The 19,047-nt window shown below is 66.1% G+C and carries 19 protein-coding genes; 17 read left to right on the top strand and 2 right to left on the bottom strand.

The genetic code is table 11. The annotated features are described in order from the left end of the window. Positions 1-4 precede the first annotated feature (4 nt). Positions 5-820: an enoyl-CoA hydratase-related protein gene (locus EP380_RS05780; RefSeq protein ID WP_127597305.1), complete on the top strand. Its 816-nt coding sequence runs from the start codon at positions 5-7 to the stop codon at positions 818-820. 130 nt (positions 821-950) lie between these two features. After that, on the top strand, positions 951-2,189 hold the full coding sequence (locus EP380_RS05775) for an MFS transporter (RefSeq protein ID WP_106569798.1): 1,239 nt from the start codon (positions 951-953) through the stop codon (positions 2,187-2,189). Positions 2,190-2,240: 51 nt separating this feature from the next. On the opposite strand, the gene EP380_RS05770 is transcribed toward EP380_RS05775, so the two are convergent. Further along, positions 2,241-2,477 carry an Lrp/AsnC ligand binding domain-containing protein gene (locus tag EP380_RS05770; RefSeq protein WP_106569799.1) on the bottom strand — a complete coding sequence of 79 codons (237 nt, stop codon included), beginning with the start codon at positions 2,475-2,477 and terminating at the stop codon, positions 2,241-2,243. 83 nt (positions 2,478-2,560) lie between these two features. Next, positions 2,561-3,394: an alpha/beta hydrolase gene (locus EP380_RS05765; protein WP_238719743.1), complete on the bottom strand. Its 834-nt coding sequence runs from the start codon at positions 3,392-3,394 to the stop codon at positions 2,561-2,563. Positions 3,395-3,607: 213 nt separating this feature from the next. Here EP380_RS05765 and EP380_RS05760 point away from each other — a divergent pair, with 213 nt between their 5' ends. From EP380_RS05760 to EP380_RS05690, 15 genes are all read left to right on the top strand, one after another. Continuing rightward, positions 3,608-5,899 carry a bifunctional salicylyl-CoA 5-hydroxylase/oxidoreductase gene (locus EP380_RS05760; RefSeq protein WP_127597301.1) on the top strand — a complete coding sequence of 764 codons (2,292 nt, stop codon included), beginning with the start codon at positions 3,608-3,610 and terminating at the stop codon, positions 5,897-5,899. 2 nt (positions 5,900-5,901) lie between these two features. Beyond that, entirely contained in the window at positions 5,902-6,657 is a 756-nt protein-coding gene (locus EP380_RS05755) for an SDR family NAD(P)-dependent oxidoreductase (protein WP_127597299.1), read from the top strand. After that, positions 6,651-7,127: a MarR family winged helix-turn-helix transcriptional regulator gene (locus EP380_RS05750; protein WP_127597297.1), complete on the top strand. Its 477-nt coding sequence runs from the start codon at positions 6,651-6,653 to the stop codon at positions 7,125-7,127. Before EP380_RS05755 ends, EP380_RS05750 begins: the two co-directional genes overlap by 7 nt. Beyond that, positions 7,124-7,936 carry an enoyl-CoA hydratase family protein gene (locus EP380_RS05745; protein WP_127597295.1) on the top strand — a complete coding sequence of 271 codons (813 nt, stop codon included), beginning with the start codon at positions 7,124-7,126 and terminating at the stop codon, positions 7,934-7,936. Before EP380_RS05750 ends, EP380_RS05745 begins: the two co-directional genes overlap by 4 nt. After that, positions 7,936-9,078 (top strand): acyl-CoA dehydrogenase family protein, encoded by a 1,143-nt coding sequence (locus tag EP380_RS05740; protein ID WP_127597293.1) that lies wholly within the window; start codon positions 7,936-7,938, stop codon positions 9,076-9,078. Before EP380_RS05745 ends, EP380_RS05740 begins: the two co-directional genes overlap by 1 nt. An 18-nt stretch (positions 9,079-9,096) precedes the next feature. Further along, positions 9,097-10,722, top strand: coding sequence for an AMP-binding protein (locus tag EP380_RS05735; protein WP_127597291.1), 1,626 nt, complete (start codon positions 9,097-9,099; stop codon positions 10,720-10,722). Beyond that, complete coding sequence (gene kynU / locus EP380_RS05730) at positions 10,719-11,912, top strand: kynureninase (protein ID WP_106569807.1); 1,194 nt, start codon at positions 10,719-10,721, stop codon at positions 11,910-11,912. Before EP380_RS05735 ends, kynU begins: the two co-directional genes overlap by 4 nt. Next, positions 11,909-12,745 (top strand): tryptophan 2,3-dioxygenase, encoded by an 837-nt coding sequence (gene kynA, locus EP380_RS05725; RefSeq protein ID WP_106569808.1) that lies wholly within the window; start codon positions 11,909-11,911, stop codon positions 12,743-12,745. The genes kynU and kynA overlap by 4 nt, the downstream gene beginning before the upstream one ends. Before the next feature lie 109 nt (positions 12,746-12,854). Then, positions 12,855-13,994: an ABC transporter substrate-binding protein gene (locus EP380_RS05720; protein ID WP_106569809.1), complete on the top strand. Its 1,140-nt coding sequence runs from the start codon at positions 12,855-12,857 to the stop codon at positions 13,992-13,994. A gap of 180 nt (positions 13,995-14,174) precedes the next feature. Continuing rightward, the gene (locus EP380_RS05715) at positions 14,175-15,095 is read left to right on the top strand and encodes a branched-chain amino acid ABC transporter permease (protein WP_127597289.1); all 921 of its coding nucleotides are present in this window, start codon (positions 14,175-14,177) and stop codon (positions 15,093-15,095) included. A 2-nt stretch (positions 15,096-15,097) separates the two neighbouring features. After that, a complete protein-coding gene (locus EP380_RS05710) occupies positions 15,098-16,078 on the top strand; it encodes a branched-chain amino acid ABC transporter permease (protein WP_127597286.1) in 981 nt (326 codons plus the stop codon). Then, positions 16,071-16,820, top strand: coding sequence for an ABC transporter ATP-binding protein (locus EP380_RS05705; protein ID WP_127597284.1), 750 nt, complete (start codon positions 16,071-16,073; stop codon positions 16,818-16,820). Before EP380_RS05710 ends, EP380_RS05705 begins: the two co-directional genes overlap by 8 nt. Continuing rightward, on the top strand, positions 16,817-17,503 hold the full coding sequence (locus tag EP380_RS05700) for an ABC transporter ATP-binding protein (protein WP_199190401.1): 687 nt from the start codon (positions 16,817-16,819) through the stop codon (positions 17,501-17,503). The genes EP380_RS05705 and EP380_RS05700 overlap by 4 nt, the downstream gene beginning before the upstream one ends. A gap of 41 nt (positions 17,504-17,544) precedes the next feature. After that, entirely contained in the window at positions 17,545-17,928 is a 384-nt protein-coding gene (locus EP380_RS05695; RefSeq protein ID WP_275068983.1) for a RidA family protein, read from the top strand. 87 nt (positions 17,929-18,015) lie between these two features. Next, on the top strand, positions 18,016-18,891 hold the full coding sequence (locus tag EP380_RS05690; RefSeq protein WP_127597280.1) for a DMT family transporter: 876 nt from the start codon (positions 18,016-18,018) through the stop codon (positions 18,889-18,891). Positions 18,892-19,047 lie beyond the last annotated feature (156 nt).

The raw sequence follows: 19,047 nt of genomic DNA, 5'->3' as shown, positions 1-19,047 counted from the left end.
TGATATGGGCGATTTTCAAGGTCAATCCGATCATTCGGCACCGGGGCTTCTCATCGCCCGCGCGGGCGACGGCGTCGTGACGCTGACGCTCGATCGCCCGGCAAAGAAAAACGCGGTGACCCTTGCCATGTGGCGCCAGATCGCGGCCACCGTCGACGCGCTGAACGGCGACCAAACGGCCCGGGTGCTCGTGCTTCGCGGTGCGGGCGTGGATTTTTGCGCCGGCGCCGATATCGGCGAATTCGCCGAGGTGCGTCGCGACGCCGGCACCGCGCGCGCCTACGAGGATGCCAATTCGGCCGCCTTCGCGGCGTTGCGCACCTGTCGCGTGCCGGCAATCGCCTCGATCGCGGGCGTGTGTTTCGGCGGCGGCTTCGGCCTGGCGGCGGCCTGCGACCTCCGTCTCGGGGCGGCCGACGCCGTCTTCGCGGTCCCGGCCGCGCGGCTCGGTCTGGCCTATCCGGCCGACGCAATGGCCGACATCGTCGCTGCATGCGGGCAACATATGGCCCGCTATCTCAGCTTTTCCGGCGCGCGCCTGGCAGCAAAGGCCGCACACGAAACCGGCTTCCTGCTGGAGCTTTTGCCCGACCAAGCCGCGCTGGAGGCACGCGTCAGCGATATCGCCTCGGCCATCGCCGGCAACGCGCCGCTTTCGATCGCCGCCTCCAAGGCCTCTATCCGCGCCGCGCTGAGCGGGCGCGACGACGATCTGGCCCACGCCAGGGCACTGGGCGACGCCACGTTCGACAGCGCCGACTACGCGGAGGGGCGCGCGGCGTTCCTGGAGCGGCGGCCGCCGCGCTTCGGGGGACGCTGAGCGGCTGGCCTGGCCCATCAGACGGCCGGTCGTGGCGTTAGCGGCTTATATGTTGCAGGACGCATGGTCCGGGCCTGCCAGCACGCATACCGCGCCGGTATGGTCGTAGAGTGTGAAGGAACCCGCCGCCATGGCGACGAGCGCCACCGACACCATCCTTCTGCCCGATAGCCGCCATTCCTGGTATCGGCTGGCGCTGTGCATGGTGCTGGGAACGATAGGCAGCGTCGGCATGTGGGCGATCGTGGTCGTGCTGCCCGCCGCCCAGGCCGAGTTCGGCGTCAATCGCGCCGACGCCTCGATCCCCTATACCGCGACCATGGTCGGGTTCGCGCTCGGCAACGTGGTCATCGGCCGTTTCGTCGACCGTATGGGCGTCGCCATCCCGATCGCGGTAGCCGTGGTGATGCTCGGCAGCGGCTTCCTGCTTGGCGCGGTGGCACCCTCCGTGTGGCTGCTGGCCGCCGCCCAGGTTCTGGCCGGCTTCGGCGCCGCGGCCACGTTCGGGCCGATGATGGCCGACATTTCGCGCTGGTTCGTGCGCCGGCGCGGCATCGCCGTCGCCGCGGCCGCCTCCGGCAATTATATTGCGGGCGCCATCTGGCCGTTTTTCCTGCATGCCGGCATGGAATTTGACGGGTGGCGCTTCGCCTACAGCGCGGTCGGGCTTTTCTGCCTGGCCACGATGTTACCGCTCACTTTGCTCTTGCGCGGCCGGGCTCCGGAATTCCGGCCCGGATACGCGCTTTCCGCGCCGCCGCAACGCCAGGTGACCGGGCTGTCGCCACGCGCCCTGCAGGGCCTGCTGATCGTCGCCGGGCTCGGCTGCTGCGTGGCGATGTCGATGCCGCAGGTGCATATCGTGGCCTATTGCGTCGATCTCGGCTTCGGGGTAGCGCGCGGGGCGGAGATGCTGTCCCTGATGCTGGCGGCCGGCATCGTCAGCCGGCTTGCCTCCGGGGTGATCGCCGACCGCATCGGCGGGGTGAAGACGCTGCTGCTCGGCTCGGTGCTGCAGGCGATCGCGCTGATGTTCTACATCCCCTTCGACGGGCTTGCATCGCTCTATGTCGTGTCGCTGATCTTCGGCCTGTCACAGGGCGGCATCGTGCCGAGCTACGCCATCATCGTGCGCGAATATCTGCCACCGCACGAGGCCGGCGAGCGCATCGGCATCGTCATCATGGCCACGATCGTCGGCATGGCGCTCGGCGGTTGGCTGTCGGGCTTCATCTACGACCTGACCGGCTCCTACCGCGCAGCATTCCTGAACGGCATCGCCTGGAACATGCTCAACATCGCGGTGATGGTGTTCCTGCTGATGCGCACGCGCTCGCCGAAGAGCAAGGGCAGAGCGGTGCCCGCCTGAGCGGATGCGGCGCCCTGCCGCCGCAACTCCGTCGATTTTGGGATAGAGGCCTCAGAACGCCTTGAAGGTCAGCGTGGTCAGGGTACGGAAAATACCGGGAACGTTGGCGACGTTCTCGTCGATGAACTTGCCGATATCGACACCGTCCTCGACATAGACTTTCAGCAACAAATCATAATCGCCGCTGGTGGAATACATCTCGGAGACGATCTCGCGCTCGAAGATCGCATCGGCAACCTCGTAGGTCTTGCCGGGATAACACTGCACTTGTACGAAAACGGGTCTCATTGCGGGTAGCCTGCCTTTTCGTGTCCGCTCGTCCGGGCGCGCGTGACGCCCCCGTGATTCCGGGCGACCTTCCGCCGCCGGCCTCACCCTGTCAACAAGGTTCGCGTCAAGGCGTGACCGGGCTCGGCCAGACCGTCGATAACGTTGAAGTGGTGGCGGTCCGGCTCGACCACGCAGGCAGTCTCGGCGCCGCAGCCGGTCCAGGCATTGGCCAAAAGCGCGTTCTGGCGCAAGAACTCGGAACGTTCGTTGCCGCCGACCCAACAGCACACGCGCGCCCCCGGCATCGGATCGAGAAGCGCTGGGCTTTGCGCGCGCGCCTCTTCGGCATCGATCTTCAAATCGGCGTTCATGGCGGTACGCATGATCGGGCGCAGATCGTGCACGCCGGAAATCGACACCACGTTGCGAATGCGGGCGCGCAGGTCGGGCGCAAGCGGCGATGTGGCCGACACCATGCGGCTGACGAGATGGCCGCCGGCGGAGTGGCCGGCAAGCATGACGGGGCCCTGGATGCGCCCCGCCGCATGGGCGATCGCTACGCCGACCTCCTCGACAATGCCGGCGATGCGGATTTGCGGACAGAGCGTGTAGGAGGGCATGGCGACCGCATAGCCGCTTTCGACCGCGCCGGCGGCAAGGTGCGACCAGAAACTCTTGTCGAGCCGCAGCCAGAACCCGCCATGAACGAACACGACCAGCCCTACGGCCTCATCTCCGGGCATGAACAGATCGTAGCGGTTGCGCGCGCCTTCGCCGTAGGCCTGTTCGAGATGCGCCCTGCCCTCACCCGCCAGCCGATCGCGAAAGGCTTGCGCCGGCTCCACCCAGGCATCAGGCCAACGCTCGCCGCCGGCGATGTTGGGCCCGTTGGCATAGGCGTCGTTCCAGTCGTCCACACGGCGATAATTGGTCACGCTCAGTCCCTCTCTGGCCGGTGCGTTCGCGGTCCGGATTCGTTCCGCGACCCGACCCCGGCGCATTCCGTTTCTCGCCACATCGTGCGGCCTTGTCGAGCCAGGGTCCAGAGTGCGGCCCAGTACAAAATATTTCAACCTTGAAATTTCATACTTGAAATATTGGCCGGCCTTTGACATGGTTTATCTGTCGCGCAGGGAGGAACGCCCGACATGAAAATCGCCATTCTCGGCGGCGGGCCCGCCGGCCTTTATTTCGCGATCTCGATGAAGCTTCGCGACGCCGCCCACGAGGTCACCGTCTTCGAACGCAACCGTCCCGACGACACGTTCGGCTGGGGCGTGGTGCTGTCGGACGAAACCCTCGACAATCTCGCCGCCAACGATGCCGCCAGCGCGGAAAAGATCCGCAAGCATTTCGCCTATTGGGACGACATCGCCGTGTTTTATCGCGGTACGCAGACCGTCTCGACCGGCCATGGGTTCTGCGGCATCGGACGCATGCGGCTCCTGCTGCTGCTTCAGGAACGCGCCCGCGAACTCGGCGTCGACTTGCGCTTCGAGACCGAGGCCGATGAGCCACAACATTACATGGACCGTTACGACCTCGTGGTCGCCTCGGACGGGCTCAACTCCAAGGCGCGCACCGCGTTCGCCGACATTTTCAAGCCCGACATCGACGTGCGCGCCTGCAAATTCGTCTGGCTCGGCACGCACCAGAAATTCAACGACGCCTTCACCTTCATCTTCGAGGAGACCGACAAGGGCTGGGTATGGGCGCACGCCTACCAGTTCGACGACGACACGGCGACCTTCATCGTCGAGTGCTCGGAGGAGACCTGGGCGCGATTCGGCTTCGGCGAGATGTCGAAGGAGGAGTCGATCGCAACCTGCGAGGCGATCTTCAAGGACCATCTCGGCGGCCATGCGCTGATCTCCAACGCCAACCATATCCGCGGCTCGGCCTGGCTCAACTTCCCGCGAGTCCTGTGCGAGCGCTGGTCGCACAAGAACCTGGCGCTGATGGGGGATGCGGCGGCAAGCGCGCATTTTTCGATCGGCTCGGGCACCAAGCTGGCGCTGGAGAGCGCGATCGCACTCGCCGACTACGTCACCAGCGAACCCGATCTGGAGTCCGCCTTTCGCAAATACGAGGACGCGCGCCGGCTGGAAGTGCTGCGCCTGCAATCGGCGGCGAGGAACTCGCTGGAATGGTTCGAGGAGGTCGAGCGCTATCTCGATCTCGACCCGGTCCAGTTCAACTATTCGCTGCTGACGCGCTCGCAGCGCATCAGCCACGAAAATCTGCGCCTGCGCGACAAGGACTGGCTGGAAGGCGCCGAGCGCTGGTTTCACGGTCAGGCCGGCAACGACATCAACATCGCGCGCGCGCCGATGTTTGCGCCGTTCAAGCTGCGCGACATGGCGTTGAAGAACCGCATCGTGGTCTCGCCGATGGCGCAGTACAAGGCGGTGGACGGCTGCCCGACCGACTGGCATTTCGCCCACTATGCCGAACGCGCCAAGGGCGGCGCCGGACTGGTCTATATCGAGATGACCTGCGTCAGCCCCGAGGGCCGGATCACGCCGGGTTGTCCGGGATTCTATGCGCCCGAGCACGAGGCCGCCTGGACCCGGCTGGTCGATTTCGTCCATGCCGAAACCGAGGCCAAGATCTGCGCCCAGATCGGCCATTCCGGCGCGAAAGGCTCGACCCAGCTCGGCTGGCAGGACATGGACGCGCCGTTGGAAACCGGCAACTGGCCGCTGCTGTCGGCTTCCGAGGTCGCCTGGTCGCCGCAAAACGCCACGCCGAAGGCAATGGACCGCGCCGACATGGATATGGTGCGCAACCAATTCGTGGCCGCCGCCGAGATGGCCGAACGCTGCGGCTTCGACATGCTCGAACTGCACATGGCGCACGGCTATCTGCTGTCGTCCTTCATCACCCCGCTGACCAATACGCGCACGGACGACTATGGCGGCTCGCTGGAAAACCGCATGCGCTACCCGCTGGAGGTCTATCGCGCGGTGCGTGACGCGTGGCCCGACAACAAGCCGATCTCGGTGCGCATCTCGGCCAATGACTGGGTCGGCGAAGACGGCATCACGCCGCAGGACGCGGTCGAGATCGCCGGTCTGCTGCGGGAGGCAGGCGTCGACATTTGCGACGTATCGGCCGGCCAGACCTCGATCCGCGCCAAGCCGGTCTATGGCCGCATGTTCCAGACGCCGTTTTCCGACCGGATCCGCAACGAGACCGGCATGGCGACGATGGCGGTGGGCAATATCTACGAACCCGATCACGCCAACTCGATCCTGATGGCCGGCCGCGCCGATCTGGTGTGTCTGGCCCGGCCGCATCTTGCCGATCCCTACTGGACGCTGCACCAGGCCGCCGCGCTCGGCGACCGCCAGGTCAAGTGGCCCGATCCCTATCTGCCCGGCCGCGACCAGCTCTACCGCCTGACCGAACGCCAGGACCAGATGACGGGCAAGGTTTGACGATGGAAACGCGTCACGCGCTGGTCACCGGCGGCGGCTCCGGGGTGGGCAAGGCGATCGCGCTCGCGCTCGCCGAGGCCGGCATCGAGGTAACGATCTGCGGCCGGCGCCAGCAGAGCCTCGACACGGTCGCGCAGTCCAACCCGCGCATTCACGGCGTCAGCGCCGACGTGACCGACGAAGCCTCGGTCAGGGCGCTCTACGAAACCGCGGAAGCCGCGCGCGGGGCCTTCGACATCGTGGTCGCCAATGCCGGCATGTCCGGCAGCGCGCCAGCCCACAAGACCACGCTCGGCGACTGGCAACGCACGCTCGACGTCAATCTGACCGGCGCCTTCCTGACCGTGCGGCCGGCGCTCGCCGGCATGCTGGAACGCAGGCGCGGCCGCATCGTCTTCGTCGCCTCGACTGCCGGCCTGAAGGGCTATGCCTATGTTGCGCCCTATGTCGCGGCGAAACACGGCGTGGTCGGACTGATGCGGGCGCTTGCGAGCGAGACCGCCAAGTCGGGCGTGACGGTGAACGCGGTGTGTCCGGGCTTTACCGAGACCGAGATGCTGGACGGCTCGATCGCCCGGATCGTCGAAAAGACCGGACGCAGCGCGTCGGAAGCGCGCGCCATGCTTGCCGCGACCAATCCGCAAGGCCGGCTGATCGAGCCCGACGAGGTCGCCGCCACGGTGCTGTGGCTTACCGGCGAGGACGCGCGCTCGATCACCGGCCAGGCGATCTCGGTGTCGGGAGGCGAGACATGGTGAGCGGGCTGGTCGCGACAATCGGTCGCCGGTCGGGCAACAAGGAGCGGCTGCTCTTGTGGATCCGGCTGTTGCGCGCCTCGCGCATGATCGAAAGCGAGCTGCGTGAGCGGCTGAAGCGCGATTTCAACTCCACACTGCCGCGCTTCGACGTGATGGCCGCGCTCTATCGCGCCCCCGACGGCATGCTGATGAGCGACCTGTCGCGCTTTCTGCTGGTGTCGAACGGCAACGTGACCGGTATCGTCGACCGGCTGGTGTCGGACGGCTTCGTCAGCCGCGCGCGCCGCGACGGCGACCGCCGTACCTCTATCGTGACCCTGACCGAGCGGGGGCGCGACGAATTTCAGCGCATGGCGCGGGTCCACGAGGACTGGATCGGCGACCTGCTCGGCGACGTCGATGAGGCCGACGCCAAACGGCTTTCGACAATGCTCAAATCGTTCCGCAGCAATTGGGAGGGCGAGACTTGACCGCAATGGCAGGCCTGAAACCGCGGCATTTCCTCTGGGAGGCCGAAAACGGCGTGGCGCGGGTGCGGCTCAACCGCCCCGAACGCAAGAACCCGCTGACCTTCGAGAGCTATGCCGAGTTGCGCGACACGTTCCGCCAGCTCGCCTATGCCGACGATATCGACGTGGTGGTGTTCTTGCCCAATGGCGGCAATTTCTCCTCGGGCGGCGACGTGCACGACATTATCGGACCGCTGGTCGCGATGGACATGAAGCAGTTGCTGGCCTTCACCCGCATGACCGGCGATTTGGTCAAGGCGATGCTGAACTGCTCCAAGCCGATCATTGCCGCCGTCGACGGGGTGGCGGTGGGTGCGGGCGCGATCATCACCATGGCCTCCGACATCCGGCTGGCGACGCCGCAGGCCAAGACCGCCTTCCTGTTCACCAAGGTCGGGCTGGCGGGCTGCGACATGGGCGCGTGCGCCATGCTGCCCAGGATCATCGGCCAGGGCCGCGCGGCGGAACTGCTTTATTCCGGCCGCTCGATGAGCGCGGAGGAAGGCGAGCGCTGGGGTTACTACAATCGGCTGATCGAGGCCGAGACGCTTGAAGCGGAGGCGTTGACGCTCGCGAAATCAATCGCTTCCGGCCCGACCTTCGCACATGGAATCACCAAGACCCAGTTGAACCAGGAATGGTCTATGGGTCTCGACCAGGCGATCGAGGCCGAAGCGCAGGCGCAGGCGATCTGCATGCAGACCAAGGATTTCGAACGCGCCTATCACGCCTTCGTCGCCAAGCAGAAACCCGTATTCGAGGGAAATTGATGGCTGACCGCAGCTTCCTGTCCTGGCCGTTTTTCGAGGACCGCCACCGCGACCATGCCGAACGGCTGGAGGGTTGGTGCGCCCAAAACCTGCCGGTCGCACATGACGACGTCGACCAGGCCTGCCGGCAGATCGTTGCGGCGCTCGGCCGCGATGGCTGGCTCCAGCCCACGGCGGTCGATCCCGCCGCGCCCGGCCCGCTCGACGTGCGCACGCTGTGTCTGACCCGCGAGACACTGGCCCGCCATGACGGGCTCGCCGACTTCGCCTTTGCCATGCAGGGGCTCGGCACCGGCGCGATCAGCCTGTTCGGATCGCCGCAGCAACGCGAATGGCTGGAAAAGACCCGGCGCGGCGAGGCGATTTCGGCCTTCGCGCTGTCGGAACCGCGCTCGGGCTCCGATGTCGCCAACATGGACATGAGCGCGACGCGAGACGGCGGCGACTACGTGCTTTCGGGCGAAAAGACTTGGATTTCCAACGGCGGCATCGCCGACGTCTACAGCGTGTTCGCTCGCACCGGCGACGCGCCGGGCGCCAAGGGCATTTCGTGTTTCGTGGTGCCGGCCGACACGCCGGGCCTCGAAATCGCCGAGCGGATCGAGGTGGTCGCGCCGCACCCACTGGCGCGGCTTTCCTTCAACGATGTGCGCGTGCCGGCGAGCGCGATGGTCGGCAAACCCGGCGAAGGGTTCCGCATCGCCATGTCGGTGCTCGACGTCTTCCGCTCCACCGTCGGCGCGGCGGCGCTCGGCTTTGCCCGACGCGCGCTCGACGAAAGCCTGGCGCGGGCCGACGGCCGGGAACTGTTCGGGGCGCCGCTGTTCGACCTGCAGATGGTGCAGGGCCACCTCGCCGACATGGCGCTCGACGTCGATGCGGCCGCGCTGCTCATCTACCGCGCCGCCTGGACCAAGGATTCAGGCGCGCCGCGCGTGACCCGCGAAGCGGCAATGGCCAAGCTCTACGCCACCGACCGGGCACAGGAAGTAATCGACAAGGCGGTGCAGCTTCATGGCGGCGACGGCGTGCGCCGGGGTCACATCGTGGAGAGCCTCTACCGGGAGATCCGGGCGCTCAGGATCTATGAAGGTGCCTCGGACGTGCAGAAAATCGTCATCGCCAGGCAGATTGCCAACTAAACCAGCAGGGGAAAAACAATGCTCGGACCGACGGGACATACGGACACATTTTCCCGCGACAACCTGCCGCCTCAGGATGCGTGGCCGGGTTTCCTGCTCGACGGCTTCGACTACCCCGACTATCTCAACGTGGGCGTGGAACTGACCGACCGCCTAGTCGAACAGGGCTTTGGCGACCGCACGGCGCTGATCGGCAACGGGCGCCGGCGCACCTACAAGGAACTTGCCGACTGGACCAACCGCCTCGCCCATGCGCTGGTCGAGGATTACGGCGTCAAGCCGGGCAACCGGGTGCTGATTCGCGGTCCCAACAATCCGGCCATGGTCGCCTGCTGGCTGGCCGCGACCAAGGCCGGCGCGGTGGTGGTCAACACCATGCCGATGCTGCGCGCCGGGGAACTTGCCAAGATCGTCGACAAGGCGGAGATCACGCTGGCGCTGTGCGATACGCGCGCCAAGGACGAGCTCGTCGCCTGCGCCAAGGACAGCAAATTTTTGAAACAGGTCATCGGCTTCGACGGCACCGCCAATCACGACGCCGAACTCGACCGCGTCGCGCTCGACAAATCGGTGATCTTCGAGGCGGTCAAAACCGGCCGCGACGACGTCGCGCTGCTCGGTTTCACCTCGGGCACGACCGGCGTGCCGAAGGCGACGATGCATTTTCACCGCGACCTTCTGATCATCGCCGACGGCTATGCCAAGGAAGTGCTGCAAGTGACCCCCGACGACGTGTTCGTCGGCTCGCCGCCGCTCGCCTTCACCTTCGGCCTCGGCGGCCTGGCGATCTTCCCGCTGCGCTTCGGCGCGGCCGCCACGCTGTTGGAAAGCGCCACGCCACCCAACATGATCGAGATCATCGAGACCTACAAGGCGACGGTCTCCTTCACCGCGCCGACGGCCTATCGCGCCATGCTGGCGGCGATGGAGGACGGCGCCGACCTGTCCTCGCTCAGGGTGGCGGTGTCGGCGGGCGAAACCCTGCCGGCCCCGGTTTTCGAGGCCTGGACCCAAAAGACCGGCAAGCCGATCCTCGACGGCATCGGCGCGACGGAAATGCTGCACATCTTCATCTCCAACCGTTTCGACGACATGCATCCGGCCACGACCGGACGGCCGGTCACCGGCTACGAGGCCAGGATCGTCGACGCCGACATGAACGAGGTGCCGCGCGGCACGGTCGGCAAGCTCGCCGTGCGCGGCCCGACCGGCTGCCGCTACCTCGCCGACGATCGTCAACGCGATTATGTCAGAGACGGCTGGAACCTGACCGGCGACGCCTTCTACCAGGACGAGGACGGACGCTTCCACTTTGCCGCGCGTACCGACGACATCATCGTGTCGGCCGGCTACAACATCGCCGGACCGGAGGTCGAAGCCGCGCTTCTCGCCCATGCCGACGTCGCCGAATGCGCCGTCATCGGCGCGCCCGACGAGGCGCGCGGCGAGATCGTTCAGGCGCATGTGGTGCTCGTTGAAGGCCGCGTCGGCGACGAGGCGATGACCAAGCGCCTGCAGGACCACGTCAAGGCGACGATCGCGCCGTATAAATATCCGCGCTCGGTGGTCTTCATCGCGGCGCTTCCCAAGACCCAGACCGGCAAAATCCAGCGTTTCAGGCTGCGCCAGGACACGCAGGCATGACCGATTTTTCCAAAACCCGCGCCCTCTTCCACCTGCCCGACGGTCTTGTCTATCTCGACGGCAACTCGCTCGGCCCGCTGCCGAAAAAGGCGGTCGACAAGACGGCGACGATGATGCGCGAGGAATGGGGCGAGATGCTTATCCGCGGCTGGAACGCCGCCGGCTGGATGGCTCAGCCGCGGCAGGTCGGCGATCGCGTCGGGCGGTTGATCGGCGCGCCTGAGGGGTCGGTCGTGCTGGGCGACACGCTGTCGATCAAGGTCTACCAGGCGCTCGCCTCGGCGCTGGAACTGCGGCCGCAGCGCAAGGTGGTCTTGTCCGACAACGGCAATTTCCCGACCGACCTCTATATGGCGTCCGGGCTGATCCAGTCGCTCGACAAGGGCCACGAGTTGAAGATCGTCGCGCCGGAAGAGGTCGAGGACGCGATCGACGACACGGTGGCGGCGCTGATGCTGACGGAGGTCGACTACCGTACCGGGCGCCTGCACGACATGAAGCGCCTGACGGAGAAGGCGCATGCCGCGGGCGCGCTGGCGATCTGGGATCTCGCGCATTCTGCCGGCGCGCTGCCGGTCGATCTCGCCGGCGCCGACGCCGATTTCGCGGTCGGTTGCACCTATAAATATCTCAATGGCGGCCCCGGCGCCCCGGCCTTCATCTATGTCGCGCCAAGGCTGGCCGAAAAGGTCCGCCCCGCCCTTTCGGGCTGGCTCGGCCACGACGCGCCGTTCGCCTTCGACCTGGACTACCGAGCCGGCCGGGGCATCGACCGGATGCGGGTCGGCACACCGCCGGTAATCGCGCTGGCTGCCCTCGACGCCGCGCTTGACGCCTGGGAAGGCGTCGACATGGCCGATCTGCGCGCCGCCTCGATCCGGCTTTCGGAGCGCTTCATCGTGGAGGTCGAACGGCGCTGTCCCGATTTGACGCTCGGCTCGCCGCGCGACCCGGAGCAGCGCGGCAGCCAGGTCTCCTTCCTGCACGACAACGGCTATGCCATCATGCAGGCACTGATCGCGCATGACGTGATCGGCGATTTCCGCGCGCCGAACGCGATGCGGTTCGGCTTCACGCCGCTTTACCTCGGCGAGGACGAGGTGGTCGCCGGCGCCGAACGGCTCGAACGCATCCTGGTCGAGCGGCTTTGGGACCGTCCCGAGTTCCACGAAAGGGCTGCCGTGACATGAGCGCTTCCTACGACCCCTCCAGCGACGGCGCGGTGACGGATTTCGCGAGCAAGATGTCCTATGGCGACTATCTGCACCTCGACAGGATCCTCAGCGCACAAGCGCCGAAATCCGACTCGCCCGACGAGATGCTGTTCATCATCCAGCATCAAACCTCGGAACTGTGGATGAAGCTCGCCGTGCACGAGGTCACTTCCGCGCTCGCCGCCCTGCGTGGCGACGCCCTGCAACCGGCGTTCAAGATGCTGACCCGGGTGGCGCGCATCTTCGAGCAGCTGAACAGCGCCTGGGACGTGCTGCGCACGATGACGCCGAGCGAATATACTCGCTTTCGCGCCGCCCTCGGCCAGTCCTCCGGCTTCCAGTCCTGGCAGTATCGCGCCATCGAGTTTCTGGCCGGAAACCGCAATACGGCGATGCTGAAGGCGCACGCGCACGATCAGGCGGTGACGGCGCGGCTGGAGGCGATCCTGGAGCGGCCGAGCCTCTACGACGAGGCGCTGCTTCTGCTTGCCCGCCAGGGCTTCGAGATCGGCGTGGACGCCAAGCGCAAGGAATGGCGCTCGAGACGCGAGGAAAGCGCGACGGTGCTGGCGGCGTGGAAATCGGTCTACCAACAGCCCGAACGCTACTGGCAACTCTACGAGCTGGCGGAGAAGCTGGTCGATTTCGAGGACTATTTCCGGCGCTGGCGCTTCAACCACGTCACCACCGTGGAACGCATCATCGGACTGAAGCGCGGAACGGGCGGGACGTCGGGCGTGAGCTATCTGCGCAAGATGTTGGAGGTGGAACTGTTTCCGGAATTGTGGAAAGTCAGAACCGAACTATGACGGCGGGCCGAGGCACCACGGCCGCGCCGGGCGGATCGCAAGCCGGCCCCGGGCCGGGATGGACCGTTCAAAGATCGGGTGTCGTAGGGAACGAAACAGGGAGACGACCATGAAGAAATTTCTTGCAGCGGGCGTGATCGCCCTTTCCGCCAGCGTTGCCGGCGCGGCCTTCGCCGAACCGGTCAAGGTCGGCATGATCACCACCTTGTCGGGCGGTGGCGCCGGGCTCGGCGTCGACGTGCGCGACGGCTTCATGCTGGCGCTCAAACAGGCCGGCAATTCCGACGTTGAGCTGATCGTGGAGGACGATGCCCGCAAGCCGGAACTGGCCGTGCAGATCGCCGACAAGATGATGCAGAGCGACAAGGTCGACATTCTGACCGGCATCATCTGGTCGAACCTGGCGATGGCCGTCGTGCCGAACGCCGTCAATCAGGGTACCTTCTACCTGTCGCCCAATGCCGGCCCCTCGGCGCTTGCCGGCGCCAACTGCAACAAGAACTATTTCAACGTCGCCTGGCAGAACGACAATCTGCACGAGGCGGCGGGCGCCTATGCCGCGGAGGCCGGCTACAAGAAGGTCTTCATCATGGCGCCGAACTATCCGGCCGGCACCGACGCGCTGACCGGCTTCAAGCGCTTCTACAAGGGCGAACCGGCCAACGAGGTCTATACCAAGCTCGGACAGACCGACTACGCCGCCGAGATCGCCCAAATCCGCGCTTCCGGCGCCGACGCGGTGTTCTTCTTTCTGCCCGGCGGCATGGGCATCGCCTTCATGAAGCAATATGCCCAGTCGGGCGTCGAGCTGCCGCTGGTCGGCCCGGCTTTCTCCTTCAGCCAGGACATTCTCGGCGCGGTCGGCGACGCCGCGATCGGCGTCAAGAACACCTCGCAATGGTCGAAGGACATCGACAACGACACCAACAAGGCGTTCGTCGAGACCTTCCAGGCCGAATATGGCCGCTTGCCCTCGCTCTATGCCAGCCAGGGTTTCGACACCGCCAACCTCATCCTGTCGGCGGCGGCCAAGGCGGACGTGAAGGATCAGGACGCGTTTCGCGCGGCGCTGAAGGAAGCCGATTTCAAATCGACCCGCGGCGACTTCGCCTTCGCCGACAACCACCATCCGATCCAGGACATCTATGTCCGCGAGGTGATCAAGGAAGGCGACACGCTCACCAACAAGATCGTCGGCGTCGCGCTGGAAGATCATCAGGACGCCTACGCGGCCGACTGCAAGATGTAACCCAACGAGCGCCCTCTCCTCGCCCGCGGGGAGAGGGCGGCGACCGGCCGCAGCGGCGCGGCAGAGCCCGCCCGCATGCGCTTGGTCGCCACTTCGCCCCTTCCCCAATCCGGCCCGCCGGGCCGCCTTCTCCCCGATGTAGCGGGAGAAAGGTTCCCGCTTCCAACGTTCAGGACGACCGTGCAAACCGCGCTCCTCATCGAACAGATCCTCAACGGCCTTCAATTCGGCGTCATGCTGTTCTTGATGGCTGCCGGCCTGACGCTGATCTTCGGCGTCATGGGCCTGATCAACCTCGCCCACGGCTCGCTCTACATGATCGGCGCCTTCGCCTGCGCGACGGTTGCCGCGGCGACCGGCTCGTTCTGGCTCGGGCTGGTGGCGAGCCTGGCCGCGGCGGCGGCGGCCGGCGCACTGGTGGAAATGACCGTCATCCGGCGGCTCTACGACCGCGACCATCTCGACCAGGTGCTGGCGACCTTTGCGCTGATCCTGATCTTTTCGGAGGGCACGCGCTGGGTGTTCGGCTCGTTTCCGCTTTATCTCGACATCCCACCGCTCTTGCGCGGCGCGCTGCCGCTGCCGGGCGGCGGCGCGTATCCGGCCTACCGGCTGGCAATCATCGGGGTGGGCATCGCGGTCGCGGTCGGCCTTTACCTGCTGATTTCGCGGACGCGGCTCGGCATGCGCATCCGCGCCGGCGAATCCGACCGGGAGATGATCGCCGCCCTCGGGGTCGACATTCGCACGCTCTACACCGTCGTGTTCGCGCTCGGCGCCGCACTGGCCGGGCTGGCCGGCGCGCTGGTCGGGGCACTGCAGTCGGTCCAGGTCGGCATGGGCGAGCCGGTGCTCATCCTTGCCTTCGTGGTGATCGTCATCGGCGGCATCGGTTCCATCAAGGGCGCGCTGGTCGGGGCGGTGCTGGTCGGCGTGATCGACACGCTCGGCCGGTTCCTGCTGCCGGTCGTGTTCGCCACCTTCATGGACGCCTCCGCCGCTGCCGGCATCGGCGCGGCTCTCGCCTCCATGCTGATCTACGTGTTCATGGCGCTCGTGCTGGCCATTCGCCCGCAGGGCCTGTTTTCGGCGCAGGGTTGACGATGATGGGCAATCCTCGCGAAAGCATCCTCAACCTCGTGCTCGTCCTGGCCCTGGCCGCGATCCCGCTGGTCGCCACCGGCATGGGCGAACCGTTTTACGTCACGCTCGCCACCCGCATGGCGATCCTGGCCCTGGCCGCGGTCGGGCTGAACTTCCTGCTTGGGTTGGGCGGGTTGGTCTCGTTCGGCCACGCGGCGTTTTTCGGTATTGGCGGCTACGTCGCCGGCATCGCCGCCACACACGCCTTCAACAACGAGCCGCTGCTGTTCGGTCTTCCCGGTACCAACCAGATGATCGTCATCTGGCTGGTCGCGATCCTCCTGTGCGGGCTCGCCGCGCTCGCGATCGGCGTCATCTCGCTGCGCACCAGCGGGGTCTACTTCATCATGATCACGCTCGCCTTCGCGCAGATGATCTACTATTTCGCGATCTCCTGGCCGGCCTATGGCGGCGAGGACGGGCTGTCGATCTATGTCCGAAACGGGTTTCCCGGCGTCAACACGCTGAACGGCCTGCACTTCTTCTATCTGTGCTTTGGCCTCCTGCTTGCCGCGCTGGCCGTATTTTCCGTGTTGCGCAACTCCCGCTTCGGCGCGGCGCTCGAAGCTTCCAGGCAAAACCAGCAGCGCCTCGCGGCCGTCGGGATCGCCCCGTTTCGCGTCAAGCTCGTCGCCTTCGCCATCTCCGGTATGATCACCGGGCTGGCCGGCGCGCTGTTTGCCGACCTCAACCGCTTCGTCAGCCCATCGATGCTGTCCTGGCATATGTCGGGCGAGCTGATCGTGCTGATCATCCTGGGCGGCACCGGGCGGCTGTTCGGGCCGGTCGCCGGCGCCATGGTCTACGTCCTGTTCGAATTCTATCTCGGCGGCATCACCGAGCGCTGGCAGTTCTTCCTCGGGCTGATCCTACTCGGCGTCGTCTTGTTCGCGCGCGGCGGCGTGGTCGGCCTGATCGCGGGAAAGGCACGTCATGGCTGAGCCCATCCTCGAGATCCGCAACCTCAACAAGAGCTTCGGCGCCCTGAAGGCGACCGACAATGTCAGCCTCGATCTGCGCGCCGGCGAAATCCATGCGCTGATCGGGCCCAACGGTGCCGGCAAATCGACGCTGATCCACCAGATCGCCGGGTCGCTGCGGCCCGGCAGCGGCACGATCCGGTTTCTGGGCCGCGACATCGGCGCGCTCGGCGTTCCCGAGCGCACACGGCTCGGGCTCGGCCGCACCTTCCAGATCTCGTCGCTTGCGCCGGACTATTCGGCGCTGCGCAACGTCATGCTGGCCGTGCAGGCACGTCAGGGCACGAGTTTCCGCTTCCTCAAGCCGGTGATGGCCGACCGCTCGCTGCGCGAGCCGGCGCTGGAAGCCCTGGAACGGGTGGGGCTGGCCGAGCGGGCGGACGTCCCGGCGGCGGAACTGTCGCACGGCGAGCGGCGCCAGCTCGAGATTGCGATCGCGCTCGCCCTCGGCTCCAAGGCCTTCCTGCTCGACGAACCGATGGCCGGCATGGGACCGGAGGGCTCCAAGGCGCTGACGACGTTTCTCGACGGGCTGCGCGCCGAAGCGCCGATCCTGCTGGTCGAACACGACATGGATGCGGTGTTCGCACTTGCCGACCGCATCTCCGTGCTCGTCTACGGTCGTATCATCGCCACCGGCACGGTCGACGAAATCCGGCACAATCCCGACGTGCGGCAAGCCTATCTCGGGGAGGAAGGGTGATGCTGCTTGAAGCCACCGGACTACAGACCTTCTATGGCGCCAGTCAGGCCCTGTTCGGCGTCGACCTGGCCGTGGGCGAAGGCGAGGTCGTCGCCCTGATGGGCCGCAACGGCATGGGCAAGACCACGACGATCCGGTCGATCTGCGGCCTGAACCCGCCACGCGCCGGCACGCTGCGCTTCGCCGGGTCGAGCCTTCAAGGTCTGCGCCCGCACCGCGTCGCCCGGCTCGGCATCGGGCTGGTGCCGGAGGGGCGGCGCTGCTTTCCCAACCTCACCGTCGAGGAAAATCTGATTGCGGCGGCGCGTCCGGGCGCCTGGACGCTCGCCCGCATCGAGGCGCTTTTTCCCCGGCTTGCCGAGCGCCGGCGCCAATATGCCATTTCGCTCTCGGGCGGCGAACAGCAGATGCTGGCCGTCGGCCGCGCGCTGATGACCAATCCGAAGCTCCTGATCCTCGACGAGGCGACGGAAGGCCTCGCGCCGGTGATCCGGCAGGATATCTGGAGCTCGATCCGCAAGCTCAAGGACGAGGGCCAGGCGATCCTGGTCGTCGACAAGACCATGTCGGAACTGCTTCCCGTGGCCGATCGCTGCGTCGTGCTCGAAAAGGGCACGACGGTATGGAACGGGCTGCCGGCGGAGCTTTCCGACGACATCCGCAACCGTTATCTCGGCGTCTGACAAGAAAGGGCAAAACCTTGCACGCGTCCTCCCACGAACTTTTGAACCCATCCCATTGGAAAAACGCCAAAGGCTACGCCAACGGCATCATGGCCGAAGGGCGTACGGTCTTCGTCGCCGGGCAGATCGGCTGGAACGGCCAGCAGGAATTCGAGACCGACGACTTCGCCGGCCAGGTCCGCCAGGCTCTCCAAAACGTCGTCGACGTGCTGGCCGAAGCGGGCGCCGGACCGGAGCACGCCACACGCATGACGTGGTACATCACCGACAAGCGTGAATATCTCGATCGGCTTTCCGACGTCGGGGCGGCCTATCGCGACGTGATGGGCCGCAATTTTCCGGCCATGACCATGGTCCAGGTCGCCGACCTGATCGAGGACCGCGCCAAGGTCGAGATCGAAGTGACCGCGGTGTTGCCGTCCTGAGCGGCCAAACCACACGGCAAGTGCTGGACCAACGGCCGGCAGGCGCATGCGCTTGCCGGGGCCGGCGGGCTTTGCCAAACACGCCCGATGAGCGCGGAACCCTCGAACCTCAAAGCGGCCCTGTGGATGGCCGGCTGGCTGGCATTGATGCTGACCATGACGGTCGCCGGCCGCGAAGCCACGCGCGAACTCGACGTCTTCCAGATCATGGAGATGCGCTCCATCATCGGCCTGCTGCTGCTCTATCCGGTGATCCGCATGGCCGGCGGCCTGCGTTCGGTGCGCACCGCAAAGCTGCCGCGCCATATCGGCCGCAACGTGGTGCATTACGGCGCGCAGTTCGCCTGGTTCTACGCGCTGGCGCTTATTCCGATCGCCCAACTGGTCTCGATCGAGTTCACCATGCCGATCTGGACGGCGATCCTGGCGGCGGCGTTTCTGGGCGAGCGTATCAATGGCTGGAAGATCGCCGCGATCGTGCTCGGCCTGATCGGGGTTGCCATCATCGTTCGCCCGGGCGCCGCCGCGCCGGATATCGGCCAGTTGTTCGCGCTGTTCGCGGCGATCGGCTTCGGCGTTTCGGTGGCGCTGGTGAAGTCGCTCACCCGCCACGACAGCGTTCCCACGATCATTTTCTGGATGCTGGTGGTGCAGTCCCTGCTCGGCATCGTCCCGGCGCTGGCGGTCTGGCAATGGCCGTCGCCGACGGTGATGCCGTGGATCGTCGTCATCGCCTTTTGCGGCACCTATTCCCACTATTGCATGGCGCGCGCGATGCTGCATGCCGATGCCACAACGGTGGTGCCGATGGATTTCCTGCGCGTGCCGCTTTCGGCCCTTCTGGCCTGGCTGGTCTATCAGGAGGGGATCGATGTCTACACCGTCATCGGCGCTGCGCTCATCCTTGCCGGCAACACCCTCAATCTCAAGCAGGGCGGAACGGCACGCATTCGCCCCAGCTGACACAACAGGCGGTGACACTGAAAACAGGGCGCGCAGGCGCGCCTGTCCCACCCAGCCGGTGGACAAGCCGCACAAGCGCTCCTTTGTCGGCAGGGCTTGCCTTGTCAAACGCCCTCCCCCCTTATATGAGCGGGCGAGGCGAGAGCAGTCACAAAG

Source organism: Nitratireductor alexandrii (assembly GCF_004000215.1).
GTDB classification, from domain to species: domain Bacteria; phylum Pseudomonadota; class Alphaproteobacteria; order Rhizobiales; family Rhizobiaceae; genus Mangrovimarina; species Mangrovimarina alexandrii.
This window is presented reverse-complemented; position numbering and strand designations above follow the sequence as displayed.